Annotated in this window: 10 protein-coding genes; 5 read left to right on the plus strand and 5 right to left on the minus strand. The window is 67.0% G+C overall.

The genetic code is table 11. The features are described from left to right. The 3 genes from HMPREF2883_RS11815 to HMPREF2883_RS11825 form a co-directional block, all read right to left on the minus strand. Positions 1 to 313, minus strand: a 313-nt coding sequence (locus HMPREF2883_RS11815) for a single-stranded DNA-binding protein (RefSeq protein WP_141759119.1), incomplete at its 3' end; no start/stop codon positions are given. Positions 314 to 340: 27 nt separating this feature from the next. After that, positions 341 to 628 (minus strand): 30S ribosomal protein S6, encoded by a 288-nt coding sequence (gene rpsF, locus HMPREF2883_RS11820; RefSeq protein ID WP_003788455.1) that lies wholly within the window; start codon positions 626 to 628, stop codon positions 341 to 343. A gap of 259 nt (positions 629 to 887) precedes the next feature. Next, positions 888 to 3356, minus strand: a complete 2469-nt coding sequence (locus HMPREF2883_RS11825) for a transglycosylase domain-containing protein (RefSeq protein ID WP_070662721.1) — start codon at positions 3354 to 3356, stop codon at positions 888 to 890. A gap of 522 nt (positions 3357 to 3878) precedes the next feature. Between HMPREF2883_RS11825 and HMPREF2883_RS11830 the strand changes: the two genes are divergently transcribed. From HMPREF2883_RS11830 to HMPREF2883_RS11845, 4 genes are all read left to right on the plus strand, one after another. Then, complete coding sequence (locus HMPREF2883_RS11830) at positions 3879 to 5255, plus strand: anaerobic C4-dicarboxylate transporter (RefSeq protein ID WP_070662724.1); 1377 nt, start codon at positions 3879 to 3881, stop codon at positions 5253 to 5255. 133 nt (positions 5256 to 5388) lie between these two features. Continuing rightward, positions 5389 to 8805 carry a PPi-type phosphoenolpyruvate carboxykinase family protein gene (locus tag HMPREF2883_RS11835; protein ID WP_070662727.1) on the plus strand — a complete coding sequence of 1139 codons (3417 nt, stop codon included), beginning with the start codon at positions 5389 to 5391 and terminating at the stop codon, positions 8803 to 8805. Between the two features lie 196 nt (positions 8806 to 9001). After that, complete coding sequence (locus HMPREF2883_RS11840) at positions 9002 to 10279, plus strand: ATP-binding protein (RefSeq protein ID WP_070662730.1); 1278 nt, start codon at positions 9002 to 9004, stop codon at positions 10277 to 10279. A 56-nt stretch (positions 10280 to 10335) separates the two neighbouring features. After that, a complete protein-coding gene (locus HMPREF2883_RS11845) occupies positions 10336 to 13227 on the plus strand; it encodes a cation-translocating P-type ATPase (protein WP_141759116.1) in 2892 nt (963 codons plus the stop codon). Between the two features lie 115 nt (positions 13228 to 13342). Here the strand turns inward: HMPREF2883_RS11845 and HMPREF2883_RS15170 are convergent, their stop codons facing one another. Continuing rightward, a complete protein-coding gene (locus HMPREF2883_RS15170; protein WP_009406747.1) occupies positions 13343 to 13501 on the minus strand; it encodes a hypothetical protein in 159 nt (52 codons plus the stop codon). Beyond that, positions 13501 to 14274, minus strand: coding sequence for a class E sortase (locus tag HMPREF2883_RS11850; protein WP_070662735.1), 774 nt, complete (start codon positions 14272 to 14274; stop codon positions 13501 to 13503). Before HMPREF2883_RS11850 ends, HMPREF2883_RS15170 begins: the two co-directional genes overlap by 1 nt. A gap of 194 nt (positions 14275 to 14468) precedes the next feature. Between HMPREF2883_RS11850 and HMPREF2883_RS11855 the strand changes: the two genes are divergently transcribed. Next, the gene (locus HMPREF2883_RS11855) at positions 14469 to 14987 is read left to right on the plus strand and encodes a cell division protein CrgA (protein ID WP_070662738.1); all 519 of its coding nucleotides are present in this window, start codon (positions 14469 to 14471) and stop codon (positions 14985 to 14987) included. Positions 14988 to 15680: the final 693 nt, after the last annotated feature.

Raw genomic sequence — 15680 nt, forward strand, 5'->3', positions numbered from 1 at the left:
CATCGACCTGCATCTCCACCACCGTGCGGTTCTCACCCTCACGGGTGGTGAAGGAGCGCTGGACCAGCCGGCCCTGGACGATGACTCGCGTGCCCTTGGTCAGCGACTCAGCCACGTTCTCCGCGGCGTCGCGCCAGATCGAGCAGCGCATGAACAGGGTCTCCCCGTCCTTCCACTCGCCGGCCTGGCGGTCGAAGGTACGCGGCGTGGAGGCGACCGTGAAGGAGGCCACCGCTGCCCCGGAGGGCGTGAAGCGCATCTCGGGGTCCGCGGTGAGGTTCCCGACGATGGTGATGATGGTGTCTCCGGCCATGGCGTTGTCTCCGTTCCCGGTAGAGGCTCAGGCCTCGGGACGCAGCAGCTTGGTGCGCAGGACGGTCTCGTTGAGGCCGAGCTGGCGATCGAGCTCCTGGGCGATCTCGGGCGTGGTGGTCATGTCCACGACGGCGTAGAAGCCCTCTGACTTCTTCTTGATGTCGTAGGCCAGCCGGCGCTTGCCCCAGATGTCGACCTTGTCCACGGTGCCCCCGTTGCTGGGGACGACCTGCAGCAGCTTCTCGAGCGTCGCGTTGGCGGTGCGCTCGTCCGTCTCGGGGTCGAGGATGATCATGATCTCGTAGTGACGCATGCTTGGTACCCACCTCCTCTGGTCTGTGGCGGTCACGGTCCTTCCGTGACAGGAGGGTGATGCGTGCGGCGCACCATCCGGCGGAAACAGGCTTCATTCCGCCTTCCGCCTGACGGCGCAGCCAGTTCGCCACACTACCGGACAACCGGGTGGCCCTGAAAGCCGAGACGGTGGGCCGACGACGTGCCATGCAACACGTCGTCAGCCCACCGTCAGGTGCCTACCGGCAGGCGGGTGTCAGCCGCCGAACAGCGAGACGCTAACGGCCACCACCCTGGCCGCCTTGGCCGCCACCCTGGTTACCCTGATCGCCGGGTTGCACGCCGCCGCCGCCTTGGTTTCCACCATTGCCACCGTTACCGCCACCCTGGTTGTCGCCACCGCCACCGGAGTCACTTGTGGCCTCAGGCATGTTGGTCTGCTGCCCCTCGGGCGGCTGCGTGCCCTGCTGAGTCGGCTCGGCGGTGGGCTGCTGGGTGGGGGCCGCAGTCGACTCCGGTTGGCCGGTAGGGGCCGCAGTCGACTCCTCCTCCGGCTGGCCGGTGGGCTTGGCGGTCTGCGGAACCGTCCCGCCACGGGTGGCCAGCAGCTCAGCCGGCGGCGGGAACTCCTCGACCGCAAGCCCCTCGTGGGCGACCGTCATGTAGTCGATGAAGATGTCCGCCGGGTAGGTCGACCCGGTGATCTCGTCGTACTCGCCCCAGGGCTCGATCGACTCCTCCGAGCCGTCCGTCCCGGTCTGGTAGAGGGTCACCGCGGTGACCACCTGCGGAGTGAAGCCCACGAACTGGGCGGACTTGTTGTCCGACGACGATCCGGTCTTCGCAGCGACCGGGCGATCCATGTGGGTTGCCACCTTGTCCGCACTGCCATTCGGGCCGGAGACGACCTGCTGGAGGGCGTAGGTCGTGTCCGCCATGACGTCCTCATCGAACTCTCGATGCCCCTTGGTGTCCGCCGTGTAGCGGTTCGTTCCATCGGAGTTCTTGAGGGAGGCCACGATGTGGGTGTCGTGCCGGATGCCCTGCGAGGCGAAGGTGGAGTAGGCCGTCGCGATGTCAATCGTGTGCGGGGAGGCCGACCCGAGCACGTTCTGGACGAGGGTCCGCTGCTCCGTGGTCTTCAACCCCTCGGTGTTCTCCGGGTAGCCGGCGCGGTTCGCCACCTTGGCCGTGACCCCTTTCTCTTTCTGCAGGTCCGGGGCATTCAAGAGCTCCTGATTGAGCTGGAGGTAGGGGGTGTTGAGCGACTGCTCCGTGGCCTGGGTGAGGCTGGCCCACTTCAGGGAGACGTTTCTGAAGTTCTGGAACTGATGGCCCTCAATGGTCATCGGCGAGGTGGCCGGATAACCACTGTCTAAGGACCACCCGTTCTCCAGGGCGGCCACCAGCGCGAAGGGCTTGAAGGTGGAGCCGGCCTGCGCGATGGCATCAGTGGAGGTGTTGACCTGACTGGTCAGGTAGTCATCACCCCCGTAGAGGGCCAGCAGACCGCCCGTCTTGGGGTCGATGGACACCAGCGCCTTGCGCAGGTTCGGCGAGGCGCCGGGAGGCAGGGAGTTGACCGCGTTGACGGCGGCCTCCTGGTCCTTCTTGTTGATCGTGGTGACGATCTTGAAACCGCCGGTGTCGATCTGCTCGGGCGAGATCTTGGCCTTGCTCTCAAGCTCGGCGCGCACCATCTGAAGCAGGTAGCCGTTGGTGCCAGCGTAGATCTGCTTCGTCTGGGACTCCTCGGTCTTGGGCATCCCCGCCTGCTTGGCCTCGTTGTACTGGGCCTGGGTGATGTAGCCGTCGTCGAGCATGAACTGCAGGACTCGTCCCCACCGCTCCTCGGCCTTCTTCGAGTTCTCGGCCGGGTCCCAGGCGCTGGGGGACGGCAGGATCCCCGCTAGGAGCGCGGCCTCCGAAGGGGTCATCTCCTTGGCGGGATGGCCGAAGAAGGCCTGCGAGGCGGCCTCGATGCCGTAGGCGCCTCGGCCGTAGTAGACCGTGTTGAGGTAGTCGCCCAGGATCTCCTTCTTGGGCTTCTCCCGGTCGATCTTGATAGCCATGATGGCCTGCTTGAACTTGCCGGAGTAGGAGCTCGTGGTGTCGACGTAGTAGTTCTTCACGTACTGCTGCGTCAGGGTCGAGGCGCCCTGGGTATCGCCTCCGCGCAGGTTGTTGATCAGGGCGCGCGCGATGCCCTTGGGGTCGACGCCCTTGTTGGAGTAGAAGGAGCGGTCCTCAGAGGCCACCACCGAGTTGCCCACATAGTCCGGCAGGGTGGAGGCGTCCACGGACTGCCGGTTGATCTCGGCGAACTTCCCCATCTCCGTGGTTCCGTCGGCGTAGTAGACCGTGCTGCTCTGAGCCAGCGCGAACTCACTGGGCTTGGGTACCTTGATGGTGTTGTAGGCCCACATGAAGGCGCCGACGGCGCTGAGCACCCCCAGCAGGAAGACGCCCAGGACGAACCGCCAGCTGGGGATCCAGCGGTGGATCTTCCCCTTGCCGGCGCGGGGGTAGTTGAAGAAACGGCGCTTGCGCCCCGAGGCGGCGTCCTTGGAACGCTCGGCCGTCGACCGCTTGCGCCCCTTTCCGGGCTTCTTACCGGCCCCCGAGATTCTGCCCAGGGACTGGCGACCGGCGCTGGCCACCTGGCTCAGCTTGTTGCCGACGGGGCGGCTGGGTCCGCTCCCACTCGTGCCTTCTGCCACGCGCTCCTCGTTTCGGTTGACTGTCATGGAGGTGACTGGGTGCCGCGACGGTGCGGGGGATAACGCTCCGGTTGCGACATGAGGTCCTCATCATGACCGATGTTGGCTGCTGGCGCCGACTCACAGACCGGTCACCGTCCAGCAGGACCGTCGACGGCGATCGGAGTGATCGCTGCGGACAAGCCGCATTGGGCGTCGACATGCGTCCAGTATGAGGGAACACGGGGTCGTGATGGTAGCGATGTGGACCTGGGAACCAGCCATGACGCCACCGACTCACGTTATCCGGTTGTCACCTAAATCGCTCCGAACAGTGCACTCATGCGCTTTGAGGGCCGGTGACGGCGCTACCGGAGCCAGAATGTGAGTTCGCGCCCAGCCGTCAACGAAGTACTCCGAAAACAGCCAATACCCACCAGGACAATAGTCCCCGACGGCTGATGAGACACTGGGCACAATCCAGACAGGTGGTCAGTTTCACGCATCGGCTCCTCGCCCGCCAGGGCAGCGCCGACCCTCGCCCGTCCCGCCTAACCGGGGAGATCCGCCATGGACGCCAGCTCGGCCCTTCAGACCCTCAGCATCATCCTTCAAGTCGTCATCATCCTCACCTGCCTCATCATCGGGGCGAAGAAGGGCGGGATCGCCCTCGGCCTCATCGCCGGGATCGGGCTGCTGATCCTCGTCTTCGGCTTCCGCCTGGAGCCGGGCGAGGCCCCGGTCGATGTCATCCTCACCATTCTGGCCGTCATCGGCTGCGCGGCCACCCTCCAGCAGTCAGGCGGACTGGACGTCATGATGCAGATGGCCGAGCGCGTGCTGCGTCGACATCCCGAACAGATCACCATCCTGGGGCCGTGCGTCACCTGGTTCCTCACCGTCCTGTGCGGGACCGGCCACGTCGTCTACACGATGCTGCCGATCATCGCGGACATCGCCATCAAGAAGGACATCCGGCCCGAACGTCCCATGGCCGCCTCCTCGGTCGCCGCCCAGATGGGCATCACGGCCTCACCGGTCTCGGTCGCCACGGTCTCCATCGTCTCCATCATCGCCAAGAACACCGACCGGCACTGGTCAGTCCTGCAGATCCTGGCGGTCTCCATCCCGGCGTCGTTGTGCGGGGTGCTCCTGGCCGCCCTGTGGTCGATGCGCCGCGGCAAGGACCTGGACCAGGACGAGGAGTACCAGAAGCGCCTGGAGAACCCGGAGTTCCGCGCCGCCGTCCACTCCAGCTCCGAGACCCTCGTCGGCAAGGTGTTCCCGCCCGAGGCCTACCGCGCCACCTGGATCTTCCTGGGCGCCATCGCCGTCGTCGTCGTCCTGGGCGCCTTCGAGGTGCTGCGCCCCCAGTTCCCCACGGGCGACGACGGCGCGCTGGAGCGCCTGAGCATGAACCTGGTCATCCAGATGGTCATGCTCGCCGCCGGAGCGCTCATCCTGCTGACCTGCAAGGTACAGGCCGGCAAGATCGCCTCCACCACCGTGTTCAAGGCCGGGGCCACCGCCATGTTCTCCATCTTCGGGGTCGCCTGGATGACTGAGACGGTCGTCCACGCCCATCTGGAGAACCTGGAGCACAGTCTCTCGGGCGTCCTGTCCCACCACGTGTGGATGTACGCCATCGTCCTGTTCATCATCGGCAAGCTGGTGAACTCCCAGGCGGCCGGACTGCTCATCGTCGCCCCGATGGCCCTGTCACTCGGGGTGAGCCCCGTCATCGTCGTCGGGTTCATCGGTGCCTCCTACGGGTACTTCATCCTGCCCACCTACCCCTCGGATCTGGCGGCGATCGGCTTCGACCCCACCGGCACCACTCACATCGGCAAGTACGTCATCAACCACTCCTTCCTGGTGCCCGGGCTCATCGGGGTCCTCACCTCCTGCATCGTGGGCACCGCACTGTCCCAGATGCTCCTGTCCTGAACGCTCGACGTCGCACCGGCGGTCGACTCAGAACGACCCGGCCGGCGAGTGAGATGTCAGACACACCACTGAAGTCGGTCTTCTGGGCAGAACGTAACAGGACCGTGTCGTCTGTTCTGTCTAGGCTCGTGCCATGACAACTACAGACGCGGCCACCACTTCCGCCATCGCCCTGCGTTTGGAGCTGCTGGGGATCTCCGCCCCGGCACAGGTCAAGCAGAGTGAGGCGGATCGTCTCATGTCCCCGATCCTGGCACGCCAGCGCGAGCTCTCCCGCCGGCTGGCCCACCGCCCCTGTGCGGCTGACCAGCGCATCCAGACCTTCCTCGACTCCTACCTGGAGGGCGCGGCCGTCACCCCACGGCTGCCCCGCTCCACCTTCGTCCTGGACCAGCCGGGCCTGGCAAGGGCCCTGTCCCTGCCGGCGGACTCCACCAGCTTCACCTCCGACTACGTCGAGAGCTACCGGGTGCTCGGCGGCGTCCTGCACAACCCCCGCAACGACCGTCGCACCACCGCCGGCGTCTTCCACGTCGCCGAGGGCGGCCTGCCGATCCCGGATGACAAGATCGCCGTCTCGCGCGACGTCTTCGCCCGCCTGCTGGCCCACGCCGTCGAGCCCCCCGAGGACCTGCTGACCCTGCCGTGGGCCTCCCGGCAGGAGGACCCGGCCCGCTGCTTCGTGTCGCTGCTGCTGCGCCCCGTCGTCGTGCCCGAGGTTCCCGGCTTCTCCGCCGAGCGCTCCATGGAGATCCGCTTCATCGCCCCCGGCGGCCTGGTCTCCAACCTGGACTTCGTCGAGGGCATCTTCGGCAACGGCGGTGACCCCTACCTGCCGGAGAACGACTCCTCCCTGGCCCCGGAGTCCTGGACCGGCCACACCGGCTGCGTCATCCTCGCCCCGCACCTGACCACCCTGACCAAGAAGGAGCTGGGCCTGCCCTCCTGGGAGGAGGCCACCGAGCGCCAGCGCCGCGACGGCCAGTGCTGGAAGGACGAGGCCGAGCTCTACAACGGCGGCAAGGCCTTCAAGTGCGTGGCCCGTGATGAGCGCGGCGTCATCGTCACCATCATCGCGGACAACTACTTCGGCTACTGCAAGAAGGAGGTCAAGACCCAGATCGGGTACTCGGCCAACCTCTTCGGCTGCGTGGAGGAGGAGCACGCCGGCGGCGCCGTCGCCTACCCGCGCTACAACCTGAGCCAGGAGTACACCGACGTCCACACCCCCGAGGGCCTGACCCTCGAGCACGTCATCGAGCGCAACCCCGGCCGCTTCGAGACGCGCGAGGACGGTTCCGCCGTCGCCATCGACGACCCGACCGTGGTGCTGGTGCCCGCCGGCGCCCACTACTCGATGCGCAACCAGACGATCACCTGGACCCGCCCCGACGGTCAGGAGGCCTCGATCCCGCTGCTGGTGGGCAACACCTACGTGGCCCCCAACGGCTACCGGGTCCACGCCAAGCACCGCGAGGGCGACGCCACCCAGTGGCACCTGGTGGGCACCGCCCCCTGGTCCACGCAGGCCCACAAGCCGGCCACCGTCTCCGGCGGCGGCAAGTCGGAGATCTCCAAGGCCCTCCTGGACGCCTTCGTCTTCGGTGAGGCCTACGTCGGCGACGTCGACGAGGACTTCGACACCGTCCAGACGATCCTCGACGGCAACTACGCCGACCGCTTCGTCGACCCGGCCAACAAGAGCGCCCACCACCGCTCGATCCTCTCCGAGCGCCGCTCGCTGGGAAGCGTCATCAAGCTGCTGACGCCGTCGTCGATGTACACCGAGGAGTACAACGCCTTCCTGGAGTCGATCCCGGCCCACATCAAGGAGCTCATCTTCACCGTCAAGCGCTTCTACCAGCCCAGCTGGGGCAAGGACTGGCGCAGTCACTTCTCCGTGGGCATCATCAACGGCCGCAAGGGCAACTCCCTGCGCCTGGACGGTGAGGTCATCAAGGTCAACATGCTGCGCGTGGGCTTCGAGGACGACGGCGCCTGGCGCCTGCTGTCCCTGCGCCCGGACTTCTCCCCGGCGGCCAAGGTCCAGACCGAGGACGACATCACCGCCTCGATCGTGGCCCCCGGCGGCCTGGTCTCCACCCCGGACTCGCAGCTGTCGCGCAAGTTCGTCACCAACTGCGAGTCCCTGCTCTTCCAGCGGCCCGACGACGCGATCGTGCGCGGCTACGACAAGCAGACCGAGTCGGACATGTCGGATCCGCAGGCGGACCTGTTCATCTCCAACTTCCAGCCGCTCACGCCCGCCGACGCCCGGGCGATGGCCGCCGACGCCCCCGGCCTGTCCCGCTTCACCCAGCCCATGCAGGACCTGGTGGCCCGCGCCGCCGCCCTGCCCGAGGCCGAGGACCCCGCCGAGCAGACCTACTGGGTCTCCACGGCCAACCCGCGCCTGGTCAACGGCACCCCCACCAAGAACCCCCGCTACCTCCAGGTGCGTCCCGACATCGCCAACCCGAAGGATGTGGCGCTGGCGGACCTGACCAACCACCTCTTCCGGGATGTCCCCCTGGACGAGGCGCTGCGTCACAGCGTCGACATCGTCGCCGCCGGGCGCCGCAACAACCCGCCCGAGGACGGGGTTCCGCCGCTGTGCGCCTACAACCCGCTGCACTACATGGAGCTGCCGGAGCTGTTCATGGAGTTCATCTCCTCCATGACCGGTAAGTCCCCCTCGACGACGGGCGCCGGCAGCGAGGGGGCCCTCACCAAGGCCCCGTTCAACGCCCTGCCGGCCATCTACGACCTCAACGCGGCCCTGCTGTCCTACGCCCTCAGCGGCTACGACGGCTGGCTGTCCTCGGCCGGCTACATTGGCCCGAAGGTGCAGGTGGCCCACGACATCTCGCTGCTCATCCCGGAGATCTTCTCGCGCATGAGTGCTGAGGAGCGGGACGCCCACCACCTCATCGAGGGCGGCTACCTCGAGCGCATCGAGGACTTCGAGTACGAGGGCCGCACCGTCCAGGCCTCGCGCCTGGGCTACCGGATGAACCAGTCCTTCGCCTCGACCTTCTTCGGCCGGATCTTCCTGCACCCCGACGTCGTCTTCACCGAGGAGATGCTGCGTCCTGAACTGCAGGATGAGGCGGTCTTCGCCGACTCGGTGGACATCATCGTCACCACCCACAAGGTGGTGGCCGAGCACTACCGGGCCGACGGCTCCATCGAATGGGCCGTGCCGCCGCTGCGGGCCCTGCTGGAGATCATGATCGACGGCACCTCTCGCGAGGGCTGGGATCTGACGAGCCCGGAGTTCCGCGCCCTGTTCGAGCGCGAGAACATCCTGAGCTCGTCGTGGTACGCGCAGCGCCTGGACGCCAAGGTCGCCCGCGACACCCGCCAGGCCCACCAGGCCATCGAGGACCTCACCCGCTTCTACACCGCGGAGAACAACGAGGAGGTCGTCGAGCGCCTGGGCATCGAGGGCCGTCTGGCCGAGGCCCGTGCCTGGCTGGACAAGGTCAGCTCCCCGGCCTACCGCGAGCACCTCGTGGGCTCGCTCGGCCTCCAGCCCTCGCTGGCCTGAGTCGACGCTCCCCCGCTGACGGGGACGCGGAATCCGTGTGGGGGAACAGGACACCTGTTCCCCCACACGGATTCCGTCCTTGTGCGCGAGGCCGTTTCAACCTTCACACTCAAATCTCACCAAAGTTCACACTGAAATGGCTTCAACCTTCACACTGGGATAGAGTGACGACACGCCTCCGTCGGCAAGGACATCCATGAAACCCAGCGACAGCAGCGACTACCTCCCCCGCGTAGCGGACCAGCAGCTGTCTGCGGCGTTGCGCACCTCCGGGGCCGTCCTCATCCAAGGCCCCAAGTGGTGCGGCAAGACCGCGACGGGCTCCCAGGCAGCTGCGAGCATCATCTACCTCCAGGACCCCGACCACAGCGCCGCCTACCTCCAACTGGCGGATCTCAAGCCCTCCGCACTTCTCGAAGGCGAGGTGCCACGCCTGATCGACGAGTGGCAGATGGCTCCGCAGGTGTGGGACGCCGTGCGCTTCGCTGTCGATCGCCGCCAGGCACGCGGCCAGTTCATCCTGACCGGTTCATCGACCCCTTCCGTTGAGCCCGCGCACTCCGGCGTCGGACGCATCAAGCGGCTGGTCATGCGCACCATGTCCTTGACCGAGTCCCTCGAGTCCAACCGAGCAGTCTCACTCACGGCACTCTTCGACGGCGATCATGACGCGGCGTCCCTGTCCGATCTGACGGTGGACGGCATCGCCCAGGCAATATGCCGTGGAGGGTGGCCCGAGGCAGTACGGGACCCGGACGACACCGAGGCCATCCAGTACGCTCGAAACTATGTCGACGCCCTGGTCGACTCGGACCTCTCGCGCGTCGACTCAGTCAACCGGTCGAGTCTGCGTATGCGGGCGCTCCTGCGAGCCTACGCCCGCAATGTCTCAACACAGGCCGCAGGTTCCACCCTGCGGGCCGACATGCAGGAGGATGAGCAGACCCTCTCGGTGAATGCACTGCGCCCCTACCTCGACCTACTCTCGCGGTCCTTCGTCATTGAGGATCTTCCCGCCTGGAGCCCTTCACTGCGATCGCGCACCGCCATCCGGACCAGTCCGACGCGCCACTTCACCGATCCTTCCATCGCCGCCGCCGTCCTGAGGCTCACCCCGCAACGGTTGCTCCTTGATCCCGAGACCTTTGGACTACTGTTCGAGTCGTTGTGCGTCCGCGACCTGCGAATCTACAGCGGGGCGTTGGGAGGAAGCGTCTTCCACTACCGGGACCAGTCGGGTCTTGAGGCCGACGCCGTCATCGCACTCGACGACGGCCGATGGGCACTCGTCGAGGTCAAGCTCGGCAGCGCCCAGATCGACGAGGCCGCCGCGAACCTGCGTAAGCTGGCTGACCGGGTCGACTCCAGGACCCTGGGAGAACCCTCGTTCCTCATGGTGCTCACTGGTACGGCGACGGCCTATCAGCGCGACGACGGCGTCCTCGTCGTTCCCCTGGGCTGTCTCAGCCCGTAGATCTCTCCCAGAGGCCCGGCTTGTCAAAGCAATCCGCCGTTGATGGGATAGCGTCCATGCCCACAGCACCCGCCATGGACACCTCGTTCGATCCAGCCGGCACAGAGCCATCGACGCAGCCCCGCCCCTACTCCCGACCGGCCGACGTCGTCGCCACCGAGCTCGGCACCGACGTCTCCTGCGGTCTGAGCCGGCAGGTCGCGGCCGACCGCCTGGCCGCCAACGGCCCCAACGAGCTGCCCTCCAAGCCGCCGGCGCCCGCCTGGCTGCGCTTCCTGGGCCAGTTCAACGATCCGCTCGTCTACCTCCTGCTGGCCGCCATCGTCATCTCCACCATCGCCTGGGTCCTGGAGGGCGCCGAGGGCGTGCCGGTGGACTCCATCGTCATCGTCGCCGTCGTCACCCTCAACGCCATCCTCGGATTCGTCCAGGAGAACAAGGCCGCTGACGCCGTCGCCGCCCTGTCCGCCATGACCGAGGCAACCTCCACGGTGCTGCGCGACGGCGCGCGCCTGGTCATCCCCTCCTCCGAGCTCGTGATCGGCGACGTCCTCGTCCTGGGCGAGGGAGACCAGGTCGGCGCCGACGCCCGCCTGGTCTCGGCCGCCGCCCTGCGCGTGGTGGAGTCCTCCCTCACCGGTGAGGCCGACGCGGTCATCAAGACCCCCGAGGCGGTCGGCACCGACACCGACCTGGCTGACCGCACCTGCATGGTCTACCGGGGCACCTCCGTGGCCCAGGGGACGGGACGCGCCGTCGTCGTCGCCACCGGGGCCGACACCGAGATGGGCGCGATCGCGCAGATGCTCGACTCCGTCGAGGAGGAGGACACGCCCCTGCAGAAGGAGATCCACGTGATCTCCACGATGCTGGGGATCGTCGTCGTCATCATCGCCGTCGTCGTTGTGGGAACCCTGCTGCTCCTGGCGCGGGATCGCACACCGGACACGATCGTCCACGCCCTCCTGCTGGGGGTCTCGCTGGCCGTGGCCGCTGTGCCCGAGGGCCTGCCCGCGATCCTGTCGGTAGTCCTGGCCCTGGGTGTGCAGCGCATGGCCACCCACAAGGCCGTGGTCAAGAGGCTCACCAGCGTGGAGACCCTCGGCTCGGCCTCCGTCATCTGCTCGGACAAGACCGGTACCCTCACCCGCTCGGAGATGACGATCCAGGAAGTCGTCACGGCCTCGGGCACCTGCGTGGTCACCGGCATCGGGTACGCGCCCGACGGCGAGGTCGCCCCCGACACCGACCGTGACGGTCGCCCCGACGCCGATCCCCTCGAAGGACCCCTGCGCGACGAGGTCACCGTGGTCCTCTCCGGCGGGGCGCTGGCCTCCGACGCCGAGCTCAGCGCCGACGAGGACGTGTGGAGCGTCGTCGGCGACCCGACCGAGGGCGCCTTCCTGGTCGCGGAGAGGAAGCTCGGCACCGATGGCCAGCGCGAGGGCCGCTTCGAGCGCGTCGGCGAGGTCCCCTTCACCTCCGAGCGCAAGATGATGTCGGTGCTGCTCACCGACACCGAGCACGGCACGATCATCGTCTCCAAGGGCGCCCCGGATATCCTCATGGAGCACTGCACGCAGATGCGCCTGGGCGAGGCCTCCACCGAGCTGACCGGTCAGGCCCGGGCCCGGTTCACCGAGCGCATCGCGGACATGTCGGGCCGGGCACTGCGCACCCTGGGGGTCGGCTACCGGATCCTCACCGATGAGGAGGCCGCCCGCGTGCGCGAGGCCGCCGCCGGCGACGGCGAGGCGGACCTGTCGGACTTGGAGCGGGATCTGGTACTGGCCGGCGTCGTCGGCATCATCGACCCGCCGCGCCCCGAGGCGGCCGTGGCCGTGGCCGAGGCGCACCGGGCGGGCGTGCGCGTCCTCATGATCACCGGCGACCACCCGGCCACCGCCGGACGCATCGCAGCGGACCTGGGCATCGTCGAACGGGGCGCCCCGGTCCTCACCGGCCGGGAGCTGGAGACGATGGACGACGCGGCCCTGTCCCGGGCCGTAGCCACCACCAGCGTGTACGCGCGCGTCGCCCCTGAGCACAAGATGCGGATCGTCCACGCCCTGAAGTCGCAGGGCCACACGGTCTCCATGACCGGCGACGGCGTCAACGACGCCCCGGCCCTGCGCGCTGCGGACATCGGCGTGGCCATGGGCGTCACCGGAACCCAGGTGACCAAGGAGGCCGCCACGATGGTCCTGGCGGACGACAACTTCGCCACCATCGTCGACGCCGTGCGTGAGGGCCGGCGCATCTTCGACAACATCAAGAAGTTCTTGCGCTTCCTGCTGTCCTCCAACATGGGTGAGGTCCTCACGGTCTTCGGCGGCGTGGTGCTCTCGGGAGTCATCGGCCTGAGCGGGCACAGCGAGTCCGGCGTGGTCCTGCCGCTGCTGGCCACCCAGATCCTGTGGATCAACCTGGTCACCGACTCCGGGCCGGCCCTGGCCATGGGCGTGGACCCCTCCGTGGAGGACGTCATGGCCCGCCCGCCGCGCAAGCCCACGGAACGAGTGGTCGACAGCGCCATGTGGAGCGGCGTGCTGCTGATCGGTGCGGTCATGGCCGTCTCGACCCTGGCGACGCTGGACCTCTTCCTGCCCGGCGGCCTCATCGAGACCTCCCTGTCCACCGACGACCTGGACACCGCCCGCACAGCGGTCTTCTCCACGCTGGTCCTGGCACAGCTGTTCAACACGCTCAACTCGCGCTCGGAGACGGTCAGCGCCTTCAGTCACCTCTTCGTCAACAAGTGGCTCTGGGGCGCGATCGGCCTGACCCTGGTGCTTCAGATCGCCGTGGTGGAGGTGCCCTTCCTGCAGGCGGCTTTCTCGACGAGGTCGTTGGACCTGACCCACTGGGTGGTGGTCGTCGTCATGGCCTCCCTGGTCCTGTGGGTCGACGAGCTGCGCAAGCTCGTCAGGCGACTCATGAAGCGCTGAGCAGTACGACACGCGCATGCGGCAGGGTCCCCAACCGTCTGGTGACGGTCGGGGACCCCTCATTCCGCATCAATGACGGCCGATAGCGGCGAAGACCTGCGGCTTCCGGTTGTGGTCAGCCGACGTCGGCGTTGCCGGACAAGTGCCAGGTGGCGTTGGCCCAAGGGAAGACGTACTGCATGAGCACGTAGACGACTCCGGCGATGAGGATGAGCGACTCGATGGCCTTGAGCCACGCGGGACCCGGAAGGTGCCGCCAGATGAAGCCGTACATCAGTTGACCCCCGGGTCGTTGAGCACGGACTCCGGACGTCCCTCGGAACGATCCATCCAGTAGTCGAATTTCGCGTGGACGATCCAGCGCTGGTCGTTGCCGAACTCGCCGGCGGTCGATCCGTGGCAGGTGGTCAGCGTGATGTACCGGTCGGTGGGCTGGGCGTCCGGCTGGTTGGGGACCGGGGCGATGACCTCGACCTGCTCGGGCTGGACGAGCTCGTGACCGGTCACCCTGAACACGTACCAGGTCTTGGCGGTGGAGACGATGATCTCGTCGCCCTCCTGGAGCAGGTCGATGCGGCGGAAGGAGTTGCCGTAGGTGCGGCGGTGCCCGGCGATCGCGAAGTTGCCGAGCTCGCCGAGCTGCTGGGTGTTGGTGTAGTGGCCCGCCGCGGCCTGATCCAGGACGTCGGATCCGGTGCCCTCCATGATGGGCATGTTGTTGTTGGTGACGCCGTACCACTTAGGGACGATGAGCATCCCGATGGTCTCGCCGTAGCCGACCCGCTCCATGACGGGCGGAGCATCATAGTGCTTCGTGCCGGCCTTCTGAGGTGACTGGACCTGCTTCTGGTGGAACTGGGTGGCCACCGCCTGCGCGCTGGCGGTGGCGTCAATGCCGGTCCACCACAGCTGCCAGCACAGGAAGAGGGCGACGACGAGGCCGGCGGTGATGAGCAGTTCACCGATTCCGGTCAAGGTGCCGTTGAAGATTCGGACAGCACGACTCTGGCCGGGTGCTCGGTGTCGCACAAGACCTCCTCCAGTCATCGCCCCTCCTCAGAACTGGGACATCATCGGGCTAACGGCCAGTCTAAGGGGGTACACCCCTCACATGACCAGCCAGGAGTGGTGGACTCATCACAAGGTGCACCGTGAGGAAGCCTGACAGCATGTCCTAGGCTAGGCCCGGATGTATTGCGGTGGTCTCATGCCACCATCCCCAACCAGTGAGGAGACCCAGGGTGGCCTTGGAGAAGAAGTCCACAACGGACGACGCCGACAAGAGCTCGGAGAAGGTCTCGAAGAAGAGCTCGGAGAAGAACAGCGCGAAGAGCGCTGAGAAGGACAAGGGCTCGACGAAGGACTCTGCCGCCTCTGAGAAGACGGAGAAGAAGACCACGGCGGACAAGGACTCGAAGAAGAGCTCGTCGTCGTCGAAGAAGAAGCACCCTAAGCGCTCCGGCAACCCAGCCAAGGCGGCCAAAGCCCTCGAGGAGGAGTCGCGCGCCGCGGCGAACCGGGTCTCGCGCACCCCCAAGAAGATCAAGGACACCGCCTCGCCGCGCTGGTACGCCCCCACCATGGTGACGTTCCTGGTCATCGGGCTGCTGTGGGTTGTCGCCACCTACCTCTTCCAGGGCAAGTACCCGCTGCCCTACTTCGTCGAGCACCATGTTGGCGACTGGCTGTTCAACGGCAACCTCTACATCGGCTTCCTCATCATGATGTCGGGCTTCCTCGGTCTGCTGCGCTGGAAGTGACAGGTTTCAGACACTCCCGCGATCAGGCATCCACGTAGGCCCCCGAGCACCGGCTCGGGGGCCTTGTCGTGAGCGGTGTCTCCACACTTCGGGGCGCCGACGGAGCGGGTTGAGCCGGCTGACAGGGCTGCTTGATCGCATCGTCGAGGGGCTTGTCCCAAGGAGGGGACCCGAGCCGGAGCCACTGCGTATCTCCACGACCTTGCGCGCAGGGCCTCGGCCCGCTCCTCCTTCCTCCCCAGGTCGTCTGTGGATCCGTGGACAACCGGCTCCCCACAACCCACGTCGACTTTCCCCATGTGTGGACAGGCCTGTGGATAACTACAGCCTTGTGTTTCCACACCTGTGTCCACAGATGTGGATGAACCACAGCAGTGTTCTTTCAGCCTTGTCATTCAAGGCCTCGCGGGCTGCGCGGTGCTTCTCAGGGGCGGTGCGTCTCATGTGCTGTCTCCTCGCTTCTGAGACGCTCGCTCGGGCGGGAGCCTGGGGCAGGCTGGTGGTCCTGGAGGCGAGGGTGAGGTCGAGGGGAAGAGGTCTGACGGGTCCTGGCAGGTCGCTGGTGTCCACAGCGCTGACATCAACCCTGCATCGGCGCCGCACGCCGCAGAAGAACCGCAGGATTCCAACGATTCTCGCCGGGCGTGTCGACGCCGGGCTCGTTCATGTCAGCACTGTGGACACCGGGCCGCG

It is taken from the genome of Actinomyces sp. HMSC075C01 (assembly GCF_001812965.1).
Taxonomy (GTDB): domain Bacteria; phylum Actinomycetota; class Actinomycetes; order Actinomycetales; family Actinomycetaceae; genus Actinomyces; species Actinomyces acetigenes.